The organism is Yinghuangia sp. YIM S09857 (genome assembly GCF_051388915.1).
GTDB lineage: Bacteria > Actinomycetota > Actinomycetes > Streptomycetales > Streptomycetaceae > Yinghuangia.
Window position 1 is genome coordinate 340,047 of sequence record NZ_JBPKBH010000003.1, and the last position, 10,910, is coordinate 350,956.

A 10,910-nucleotide genomic window follows, 5' to 3' on the forward strand; every position below is an offset into this window, starting at 1 on the left:
CCCCGCGCCGACGGCTGCTCACCTGGCTCCTCGCGCTGCCCGTGCTGTTGGCCGCCCTGGTGGTCGGCGGCGCGGGCCCCGCGGCGGCGCACGCGGAGCTGGACTCCAGCAACCCGGCGGCCGAATCGACCGTTCCGACCGCCCCCGCTTCGGTGACGCTGCGCTTCACCGAAGGGGTGGAGACCGGGCTCGGCGGGGTCAAGGTGCTCGACCCGGAGGGCAAGCGGGTCGACACCGGCGACGCCGAACACGGCATCGGCGGACCGTCGACCGTCACCGTGAAGCTGTCCCCGGGCCTGGCACCGGGCACCTACACGGTCGCGTGGCGCGTGGTGTCGGAGGACTCGCACCCCATCGCGGGGGCGTTCACGTTCAACATCGTGCGCGCCTCGGCGTCGTCCGCGAACATCGGGTCGCAGGACGCCGATTCCTCGGTGACGTTCGCGGACGGGCTGGCCCGGGGGCTGGCGTTCGCGTCGTACGCGCTGCTCACGGGTTCGGTGCTGTTCCTCGTCGCGCTGCGACCCGCGGCGGTCGGCCGGTTCCGCGTGTGGATGCTGCTGTTCGCGTCGTGGGCGGGTCTGCTGGTGTCGACCGTCGCGGCACTGATGCTGTACGGGCCGAGGGCCTCGGCGCTGCCGTTCTCCTCCGCCTTCGACCTCGACGTGCTGCGGGCGACGCTGGAGACCAAGCTCGGCCGGGCGCTGTCGGTGCGCATCCTCATCCTGGGCGCGGCGGGCGCGCTGCTCGGCTACCTGGTCGCGGTGCTGCCGACGGCCGGCCGCCGCAGACGGCAAGTGCTGGGCGGCGCCTGGGCCTTGCTGTCCGCGGGGCTGGCGTCGACATGGTCGCTGTCGGACCACGCGTCGGTCGGCATGCAGGCGCCGCTCGCGATCACCGCCGACATCGTGCACCTGCTCGCGATGGGCACCTGGCTGGGCGGCCTGGCCGTCATGGTCCTGCTGCTGTTCGGCGCGGAGCGGGACGAGGACGGCGAGGAGCTGCCCGGCGCCCTGGAACTGCCCACGGTGGCGTGGTTCTCGAAGGTCGCGATGGTCTGCGTGTCGGTGCTGGTCGTCACCGGCGTGTACGCGTCGTGGCGGCAGGTCGGCTCGTTCGACGCGCTGTTCTCGACGACGTTCGGGCTGCTGCTCATCCTCAAGGCGAACTTCGTCGCGCTGATGATCGCGGCGGCGTGGACCGCGCGGCGCTGGCTCCAGGCCCGGATGCGGGCGAACGCGGGGGCGCGCGCGGGCGATCCCCTGGCACGCAAGCAGACGATCCGACGCGCGGTGGCGGCCGAGGCCGCGCTCGCCATCGCGGTGATCTCGGTGACGACGGTGCTGGTGAACACCGAGCCCGCGCGTACCGCCTACGCCCGCGAGGAGGCGGCCAAGCCGCGGATCGCCACGGCCAGTACGCCGTTCGACGCGGGCGGCTCGGCGGGCAAGGGCATCGTCGACGTGGCGATCGACCCGGCGAAGGCGGGGGTGAACACGGTCGACGTGTTCGTACGTGATCCGCTGCGCAATCCGATCGACCCGCCGGAGGTCACCGTCACCATCGCGCTGCCGGACAAGCAGATCGACGCGATCGTGGTGCCGCTCGAACACGTCGCGCCGGGGCAGTGGCGGGCGCAGGGCGTGGCGATGCCGCTGGCGGGGACCTGGCAGGTCTCGGTTGCGGTGCGTACGACGGAGATCGACCGGGCGATTGTGACTGTTCCGTTGAAGGTGCGTTGATGGCTGAGAGGAAGGGCGGGTCGGGGGCGGGCTCGGGTGTGAACTCGGGCTCGGGGTCGGGCGTGCGCTCGGGCTCGGGTCCCGGTTCGGGTGCGGGCGCGGGCTCCGGTTCGGACGCGGGCTCGGGGCTGTCGCGGCGGCGCCTGTTGGGCGTTGCCGGGGCGGCCGGGGCCGGCGGGCTGGTCGTGGGAGCCGCGGGCGGGGCCGTCGGCGCGTCCGTCGCCTCGTCCGACGACGGGGACGGCTCGGGTGCGCGGCTCACGTCCCTCGGCGCGACGGCGGTGCCGTTCCACGGGGCGCGGCAGGCGGGCATCACGACGCCCGCGCAGGCGCGCACTGTGCTCGTCGCGTACGACCTGGAACCGGGCACCGACCGGGCCAAGACCGCGGCCCTGATGCGGCGTTGGTCGGACACCGCGGCCCGACTCGGCAAAGGTGAGCGCCCGGACGCCGACGGCCAGGTGGCGCTCGACGCGGGACCGTCGTCGGTGACCGTCACCTTCGGGTTCGGCGGGTCGGTGTTCGACAAACTCGGGCTCGCCGACCGGCGCCCCGAGGCGCTCAAGCCGCTCCCGGCGTTCCCCGACGAGGAGTTGGACGCCGCGCGCAGCGACGGCGACCTGCTGGTGCAGGTGTGCGCCGACGACGCGCTGGTGTGCTTCCATGCGGTACGCACGCTCCAGCGGCTGGCCCGCGGCGTCGCGCGCGTGCGGTGGCAGATGAACGGCTTCACCCGCTCCCCCGGCGCGACGCCGCAGCCGATGACGCACCGCAACCTGATGGGCCAGATCGACGGCACCGGCAACCCGCAGACCGCGGACGCCGACTTCGACGCCAAGATCTTCATCGGCGAAGCGGCGGCGACGGGCGGCGCGGCGTGGTCGCGCGGCGGGTCGTACGTCGTGGTCCGGCGCATCCGCATGCTGCTCGACACCTGGGACGACCTCGAAGTCCCGGCCCAGGAGCACATCATCGGCCGCCGCAAGGACACCGGCGCACCGGTGACGGGCGGCGCCGAACGCACCGAACCCGACTACGCGAAGCGCGGCCCCGACGGGCGCATGGCGATCGCCGAGAACGCCCACATCCGGGTCTCCGCACCGGAGTTCAACCGCGGCGCGACGATGCTCCGGCGCGGCTACTCCTACCACGACGGCTTCCGCCCGGACGGAGCCCCGGACGCGGGCCTCCTGTTCATCGCCTGGCAGGCCGATCCGCGGCAGGGGTTCGTCCCCGTCCAGCAGAAACTGACGCGTGGGGACGCGCTCTCCCCCTTCATCCGCCACGAGACCAGCGGCCTGTTCGTTGCTCCCCCAGGGTGCCCGGAAGGCCGTTATGTGGGGCAGGAGTTGTTGGAGGGGTAGCGCCGGCGGCGGCGGTCGGACGGGGGCTACGGGCGCGGTGACGCTTCGCCGAGAGTGCGGAGAGTACGGAGATCGCTGTGCTCGCCGGGCTCGCTGAGACCGCCGGACTCGGGCCGCCGGGCCGGGGGTGCCCCCACCGCATCCCCGGCCGGCGGTTCTCCGGGCGCCGCGGGCGCGGGCGCGTCGGTGACGCTTCGATCTTGCTCGCTCGTCCGTCGGGTTATTCCCGGGCCGGGGGTGCCCCCACCACATCCCCGGCCGGCGGTTCTCCGGGCGCCGCGGGCGCGGGCGCGTCGGTGACGCTTCGATCTTGCTCGCTCGTCCGTCGGGTTATTCGCGGGCCGGGGGTGGGGTACCCCACATGAGGCGCACCCGGTCGTACCGGCCGGTGATGATGGCGGCCTGGTTGTCGAGGCTGTCGGGGTGCTTCGTACTCCAGTACTCGCTGTGGCCGTTTGCGCCCTCCGTGGTGAACCGGTTGGCGCCGAACTCGCGGTCGGTGGGGGTCACCCCGACGACCGGTGCCGTGTAGGCCATACCTCCCACGACCGGGACCATGTCGTCCTCCGCGCGCGCGACCCATACGTGTTCGCGGCCGACGCCCAACTGCGCCGCGTCGTTCGCATGCATGCCGGGGCTGCCCACCGCCACGATGTCGTCGGCCGGGAGGCGCCCCGGCGTCCGGGCGGCTTCGCCGACCACCAGGGAGCCGTAGCTGTGGCCGATGACCGTGACGTGCTCGCCCGCGGCCGGGTCGTGCGTCGCGCGCAAGCCGTCCACGAACGCGCCCAGGTGCGGGGCGGCGTCCTTCGCGTGGTCCGGGTTGAGTGCGTGGGTGAGCGAGTCCGGGGTGTCGTAGCCGATCCAGGTGATCGTGGACGTGTCGGGGCCGCCGAAACCACGTGCGGCGGTCCACAGGTCGCGTGCGCGGTCGACCTGGTCGCGGACGTCCTCGAACCCGACGCCCATGCCCGGGACGAACACCGCGGTGTTGCGGGCGCGGTCGGGATCGCCGACCGCGACGACGGCCTTGCCGTCCCCCTGCGTCGAGAACCCGAGCAGGTACGAGACGGCCGTGCCCGGCCCGTCCGGCGCGAAGTCGAGGCGTGAGCGCAGGTCCTTGACGGCGTCGAGGCGCGCGGTGAGTTCGTCGATGCGGACGATGAACCGTACGCCGGAGCCTCGGGTTCGGCCGGTGACCGCTTCCAACTTCGCCCTCTCGGCGGCGAGTTCCTTGCGCAGCGCGTCCTCGGTCGCGCCGAGGACGACGCGGTTGGCGCGGTCGCGCACGACCGCGGGCAGCCCGTCGAGACCGCCCAGGATCTGGGGGTACGCGACCATGAACCGCTGCCGTTCGCCCTCCGCCAGCCCGCTCCACCACGCGCGGACGGCCTCGGGGCTGCCCTGGGGGATCTGACCGGCGTCGATGCTCGCGAGCGTGGCCACCATGCGGCCGTCCGCGGCAGCATCCGCCCAGCGGTCCATACCGTCACGAACCGCGTCGGGGGCGAGTCGGCCGACCGCGTCGCCGACGAGGGTGTCCGCCTCGGCGGCTCGAACCAGGACGTCGGAAATGGCGGTGGTCAGCTCCGCGGCCCGCATCTGCTCAGTGGCCTCGGCACCGGACGGCGCCGTGACGCGGCCGTCGTCGACCACCGTGAGGCCGTACCGCGACACGTCGGCGAGGAGCGCGAGCAGTACGCCCTGCGCGGCACGCAGCTCGGTCGCGGCTGTCTCGACCAACGGCGCGACGCCGCAAGCCTCCTGGGCCGCGAGACGCAACTCGTTGTCCTGCCGATCAAGAGTGCGGTAGCCCGCGTCGGCGTCCGCTCCGGTCCACCCCGAGGCGAGAAGGGGCGCCGCGATGCCGGACGCGGCCCGCGTACCCGCACCGTCGAGGTCCGTCGCCAGGGCGGACCACTCGCGGGCGGCGGCGTCGAGCGCGTTGAAGCCCGCGTCGCGGAGTTGGGCGAGCGTCACCATCGGGTCACCACCACCTTGTCGGGCTGGGGTCGGCGAATCCGTGCTGGAGACCGGGGCGTTCGAACCCCACCGTCGCTCACGTCATCGGACACCGCGGCCGTCAACGCGCCGCGGCGTCGAAGGCGACGGCGGTCGCATGGTCGGCCCCCTCGTCATTGTCCGCGGTCTCGTTGAGCACCGCCGCCGTCTGGCCGAACTCACCGCCCACCGAGGCGAGTCGGCCCCGCCAAGCGTCGGCGACCGCGATCAGCGCGGCCCCGGTCGCAAACCCGGGACATCCGGCAGCCGCGGCCCGCGCACCGGCCACGACCTCGTCGGCCAGCAAAGGCAGTTCGGCGGCAAGCCGCTGTGCGTCGGCCGCGGCGGCCCGCAGGACGGCTGGGTCGGCACGCATCATGGGCGGCTCCCACTCAGGGAGTTCCGGCACGCCGGAACAGGACGAGCCACCCGCTGGTCGGACGAGCGACAGGCGTGCGAACGCCTGATCCGAAGCTAACCCGACTCCCCCGACAGAACGGTCGGTTGGATGGGTCATTCACCGGAAGGAATGACGAACTCCCGGTTTATCCACAGCCCTTCCCCTACTTATCCCCAGCGCCGACCCGGTTTTCCACAGGGTAGTCCGGCAATCCACGCGGACATCGCGGCACTAGCCTGTCGGCTTGTTCGTGGGCCGCCGGGCGACGAGTCCGCGCGCGATGCACTCCAGGATGACGGCGACCGCTACGGCCTCGGTGGCCAACAGGGCGATGAGGACGAAGAGTTGGACGGCTCCGGCGTCGACCGGGGACGCGCCGCCGAGGAGCATGCCGACGAATGCTCCGGGGAGTGTCACGAGTCCGACCGTGCGGGTCTGGTCGAGTGCGGGGATCAGCGCACCGGACGCCGCCGGACGGCCGATCTCCAGGCGGGCGTCACGGTCGGAGAAGCCGAGGGCGAGTGCGGCTTCGACCTCGCCGCGGCGCACGCCCAGTTCCTCAAGGGCGCGGCGGCCCGCGAGGACGGTCGCGGTGAGGGCGCCGCCGAGTTGGCTGCCCGCGATGGGGATGACGACGAGGCCGTCGAAGGGGATCAGACCGGTCGCGGCCAGTAGTGCGAGGACGGGAAGCGTGGCGACGAGGAGGGTGACGGACACCCAGGCGTGGAGGCGTGTGCCGGTGATCCGCCCCGAGGCGGTGGCGGCCGCCACGACGTACATGAGGGCGACGAAGAGCACGGTCGCCCACCAGCGGTCGACCACGTGGGTGATGACCGCGGACACGACCAGCAGTTGCACCGCCGCGCGCACCCCGGCGACGAGGATGCCTCGCCCGTGCCCGAGGTGCGCGAGGGCCGCGACGAGCACCGCGGCCAGCAGCAGCCCCGCGATCACCCCGCCCAGCACCGGCGTCACGGGCAGAAGTGAGGCCGCGATCATCGTGGGCTCGCTCATGGGAGGACGGTAGGCGCTGGACGGGGACGTGCATGTGACGTCGGACGCGCGGGTGGTGGCTGGACGAGTTCGCGGATGGCCACGTGCCACTCCCCCACCGGCCGCGCGGGACGGGCGCGCATGCGTGCGGCCCAGTCGCGGATGGCCACGTGCCACTCCCCCACCGGCGGCGCGCGACGGGCGCGCATGCGTGCCGCCCGCCCTGGCGCACGCGGCTGCTTGACGCCACTGCACATACCGCCGCCCACCGCCTTCCCCACAGCCCGCGGGCACGCAACGGGCGCGCATGCATGGGGCACCGGCATGGCGAGGACGGCGAGCCCACAGATGCGGGGTGGGGGTCGGCTGTGCGCGGATCCGCGAGGCAAGAGGGTCGGGGGGGGGTGGCCGTGGGGTCGTCGTGTCGGGGGCCGGGGTGGGACGGGGCTACAGTTGCCGGCATGTCTGTACGTGCTTCGGTCGGTGTTCCCCGTTGGACCTATCTCGGGCCTGAGGGGACCTTTACCGAGGCCGCGTTGCGGACGGTCGCCGGGGTCGACGAGGTGCAGGCGATTCCGATGGCCTCGGTGCCGGCCGCGATGGACGCGGTGCGGCGCGGTGAGGCCGAGGGTGCCGTCGTGCCGCTGGAGAACTCGGTCGAGGGCTCCGTGTCGGTGACGCTCGACGAGTTGGCGACCGGGGAGCCGCTGCTCATCGAGCGGGAGATCCTGCTGCCGATCTCGTTCGCGCTGCTGGTGCGGCCCGGGACGGTGCTCGACGACGTCAAGACGGTGTCCAGCCACTCCCACGCGCAGCCCCAGGTCCGCCGCTGGTTGGCGGCCAATCTGCCGGACGCGCACTGGTCCTCGGCCGCGTCCAACGCCGACGCCGCGCGCCTCGTGCAGGAGGGGCGGTACGACGCCGCGCTCGCCGGCGAGTTCGCCGCCGAGCGGTACGGACTCGTCCCGCTCGTCACCGAGATCCACGACGTCGAGGGCGCGGTGACGCGCTTCGTCCAGGTGCGGCGTCCCGGCGCGGTCGCGGGGCCGACCGGCGCGGACCGCACGTCGGTCGCCGCGTTCATCGTGGACGACCACGCGGGCGCGCTGCTGGAGATCCTCCAGGAGTTCGCGGTCCGCGGCGTCAACCTCGACCACATCCAGTCCCGGCCCACGGGCGACGGCCTCGGCCACTACTTCTTCGCGATCGAGGCCGAGGGGCACATCGCGGACGCCCGGGTCGGCGAGGCCCTGATGGGGCTGCGCCGGGTGTGCGCCGCGGTGCGGTTCCTGGGGTCGTACCCGCGTGCCGACGGCGTCCGCCCGCAGGTGCGGCGCGGCACGTCGGACGCGGAGTTCGAGGACGCCGCCGACTGGTTGGACCGCTGCCGCCGCGGCGACGGCTGAGCCCCGTCGAGCCGCGGGCTCCCCGTCACGCCGGGAAGTCGAAACTGTAGCCCTGCGCCACCAGCCACGGCAGGAGCTTCTTCAGCGCGGCCACGGTCTGCGCGCGGTTTCCGCCCGCGTCGTGCATGAGGACCACGCCGCCGGGCCGCAGTTCGCGCTTGACGGTGGCGACGATCCGGTCGACGCCGCCACGCTCCCAGTCGCGGCTGTCCACCGACCAGTCGAGCGGCTTCATGCCGAAGGACGCCGCGGTGCCGCGTACCGTCGCCGTCCAACTGCCGCCCGGGGACCGGAACCACGGGATCCGCACCCCCGGGACCGCCGCCAGGATCGCGTCGCGGGCCAACGTGATCTGCGACTTCAGGGCGGCCTCGGGTAGCCGGGCGATGCGCTCGTCGTGGGTTTCGGAGTGGTCGCAGAGCTGATGGCCCTTCGCGACGATCGTGCGGAGGAGGTCCGGATGCTCGCGGGCCTGCTCGCCGACGACGCAGAAGGTGGCCTTGGCGTCGTAGTGGTCGAGGAGGTCGAGCACCTGCGGCGTCCATTCGGTGCTGGGCCCGTCGTCGAAGGTGAGCGCGACCGTACGGCCGGACGAGCCCGTGCCGCGCACAAGCGTGTCGGCGACGCGCGGCGGCACGGTGTTGAACGCCGGGGGCAGGTCGGGGGCGGCAGGGGGCTGCTGCGGAGCCGCCGGGGGCGGGGCCTTGTCGTGGCCGAGCCGCGGGTCGGGGGCCGCGCGCGGTGGGTCCGGGTGCGGGACGTCCGGCGGTGTGGATGCGCCCTCGGCCGGTGCGGCGTCCCCGCCCGCGGTCGCGTCAGCCTGCGCGTCCGGACGCCCGCCCGGCACATTGCCGGACGTTCCGCCGCCCGCCGCGCACCCGGTCGCCGCGAGGACCAGCAAAGCCAGCAGCGCCACAGCCCGGCGTACCCGGGACGGCCCGGAGGTTCCGACGCCGGCCGAGGCCGCCCGAGCGACCTCGGCCCCGGGGTCCGCCCCGGCCGCACCGGCCGCGCGGCACAGACGAAACGTCCGGGGCAGACGGGCCGCGCAGGCTTCGGCGACTGCGTGAACGGCACGAGCGGCAAACGGCACGCGGTTCCTCCTCGTGGCAGGTGGTCGGCCCGAGCCCCGGCAGGGGCGCCGGCCGTGGACCGGCCGGTCCACCGTGCCATACCAAATGGAGGATTTATCCGATTTTCAGGTCTTTTGCCGGTCGTGCCGCGCGTCTGACACTCCATCAGCCCCACCCTCGGGCCGGTCCGGCGCCACGATCTCGACCACGTCCTCGGCCACCGGGAACGGCTCCGCACGGGCCTCCGGGCGCACCGCGACCCGCCCCTCCGGCACCCGGACGACCAGCGCCCCCGGCCGCACCCGCACCGCCAGCCGGGTCCCCGGGCCGATCGGGTCGCCGTCCAGCTCGCGCGGCTCGGGCCGGGCCGTCGTCACCTCCACCGACCGGCCGGTGAAGTGCTCGATCGGCCGCCAGCGCCGCTGCCGCGGGGGCACCTCGGGCACGTCGCGCCGCCGACGGCCTATGACGCGCACGGTCGCGTGCGCCCACCCGGTCATGCCGTACGGCGCGAACACCACGACGTCCAGCAGCCCGTCGTCGGGCTCGGCCCCGGGCAGGAGCTGCATGCCCGCCTGCAAGGCGCCCACGTTGCCGACCAGGACCATGCGCGCGCGCCGCTTGATCGGCTCGCCGTCGTCGATGCGCAGCGTCACCCGCATGCGCGCGTCGCGCAGGTGGCGGCCCGCCGACACGGCGTACGCGGGCCAGCCGACCTTCTTCTTGAGCGCGTCGGGCGCGTCCGCGACCATCGCCGCGTCCAGCCCGATGCCGGCCATCGCGGTGAAGTACCGGCGTTCGCCGTCCGGCTCGTCCGGCTCGATGCCGCCCAGGTCGATGTGCCGGTCGTGGCCGTGCACCGCGACGTGCACCGCGTCGGTCAAATCGATCGGCAGGCCCAGATTGCGGGCCAGCAGGTTGCCGGTTCCCGACGGTACGACCGCCAGCGGCACTCCCGTTCCGGCGAGCGCGCCCGCGCACTCGCGGACCGTCCCGTCGCCGCCCGCGACCACCACCAGGTCCACACCCTCGGCCAGTGCCGCGCGCGTCGCGCCGCCGCCCGGGTCCTCGACGGTCGTCTCCAGCCACAGCGGCGGCGCCCACCCGGCCTCGGCCATGATGCGGTCGATGCGCGCCCGGTCGTCCGCCGAGTCCAACTTGATCGGGTTCACCACGAGTGCCGCACGCGGCACGTGGCCGTTCTCGCCGTTGTGCCGCAGGTGGCCGCCCGCGCCACCCCACACCGCGCGCGGCGACAGCATCGCCGCGTTCATGATCGCCAGCACCGCCGCCGCGCTCACGAACGCCGCGAGGACGTCGCTCAAATGGCTGTCACCCCGATAGACGCGCGACAGCCCGACCGCGAGAGGGACCAGCAGGCAAAGGACGCGCCACACCCATACGCGGACCCGGCCCTGGAGCCGGTGCGACAGCAGCACGGCGATGCCGCCGTACAGCGCGAGCGCGGCCCCGGTGTGCCCCGAGAAGTACGCGCCGTCGCCCGGCACGTCGTCGAGGCGTTCGACGTCGGGCCGCTCGCGGTCCACAAAGGCGTGCGTCAGGCCGAAGACCGCGGTCTGCGCGAGGACGGTGCCCAGCAAGAACAGCGGGGCCCGCCACGACCGGTAGACCGCGTACGCGACGGCCGACGCGACCAGGGTGACGCCGATGACCGCGGGCGCCGACGACGCCACCGACAGGACACGTGTGACCGCGTCCCACAGGTCCGACCGGTGGTCCTCCAGGGTCCGCACGAGATCGTCCTCGCCCGACACCGGCCACACCCCGTCGAGCGCGCGCGTGACCAGCAGGCCGAGCCCGACCACCACCAAGGCCGTCGCCACCAGGGGCAGGGCGATCCGCCGCAGGAACCGTCCTGCTTCCGTGAGCATGGTCGCAATTCTTACCCAGGCTCGGGGGGGTGGGGGGGG

Annotated in this window: 8 protein-coding genes; 3 read left to right on the plus strand and 5 right to left on the minus strand. The window is 73.8% G+C overall.

Annotated features, from left to right (window positions below):
- A partial coding sequence (locus tag ACRX5S_RS07475; RefSeq protein ID WP_436771976.1) for a copper resistance CopC/CopD family protein occupies nt 1-1,742 on the plus strand: 1,742 nt, incomplete at its 5' end.
- Nucleotides 1,742-3,106 carry an iron uptake transporter deferrochelatase/peroxidase subunit gene (gene efeB / locus ACRX5S_RS07480; protein WP_436771977.1) on the plus strand — a complete coding sequence of 455 codons (1,365 nt, stop codon included), beginning with the start codon at nt 1,742-1,744 and terminating at the stop codon, nt 3,104-3,106. The genes ACRX5S_RS07475 and efeB, both read left to right, overlap by 1 nt.
- A gap of 330 nt (nt 3,107-3,436) precedes the next feature.
- On the opposite strand, the gene ACRX5S_RS07485 is transcribed toward efeB, so the two are convergent.
- The 3 genes from ACRX5S_RS07485 to ACRX5S_RS07495 all read right to left on the minus strand — a co-directional run bounded on the left by ACRX5S_RS07485 (nt 3,437) and on the right by ACRX5S_RS07495 (nt 6,521).
- Nucleotides 3,437-5,089, minus strand: a complete 1,653-nt coding sequence (locus ACRX5S_RS07485) for an alpha/beta hydrolase (protein ID WP_436771978.1) — start codon at nt 5,087-5,089, stop codon at nt 3,437-3,439.
- Between the two features lie 100 nt (nt 5,090-5,189).
- The gene (locus ACRX5S_RS07490) at nt 5,190-5,486 is read right to left on the minus strand and encodes a hypothetical protein (protein WP_436771979.1); all 297 of its coding nucleotides are present in this window, start codon (nt 5,484-5,486) and stop codon (nt 5,190-5,192) included.
- Nucleotides 5,487-5,738: 252 nt separating this feature from the next.
- A complete protein-coding gene (locus ACRX5S_RS07495) occupies nt 5,739-6,521 on the minus strand; it encodes an ABC transporter permease (protein WP_436771980.1) in 783 nt (260 codons plus the stop codon).
- Nucleotides 6,522-6,961: 440 nt separating this feature from the next.
- On the opposite strand from ACRX5S_RS07495, the gene pheA reads away from it, so the two are divergent.
- Nucleotides 6,962-7,906: a prephenate dehydratase gene (gene pheA / locus ACRX5S_RS07500; protein ID WP_436771981.1), complete on the plus strand. Its 945-nt coding sequence runs from the start codon at nt 6,962-6,964 to the stop codon at nt 7,904-7,906.
- A gap of 25 nt (nt 7,907-7,931) precedes the next feature.
- Here pheA and ACRX5S_RS07505 read toward each other — a convergent pair whose 3' ends face one another.
- Nucleotides 7,932-8,822, minus strand: a complete 891-nt coding sequence (locus ACRX5S_RS07505) for a polysaccharide deacetylase family protein (RefSeq protein WP_436771982.1) — start codon at nt 8,820-8,822, stop codon at nt 7,932-7,934.
- Between the two features lie 282 nt (nt 8,823-9,104).
- A complete protein-coding gene (locus ACRX5S_RS07510) occupies nt 9,105-10,871 on the minus strand; it encodes a diacylglycerol kinase family protein (protein ID WP_436771983.1) in 1,767 nt (588 codons plus the stop codon).
- Between the last annotated feature and the right edge of the window lie 39 nt (nt 10,872-10,910).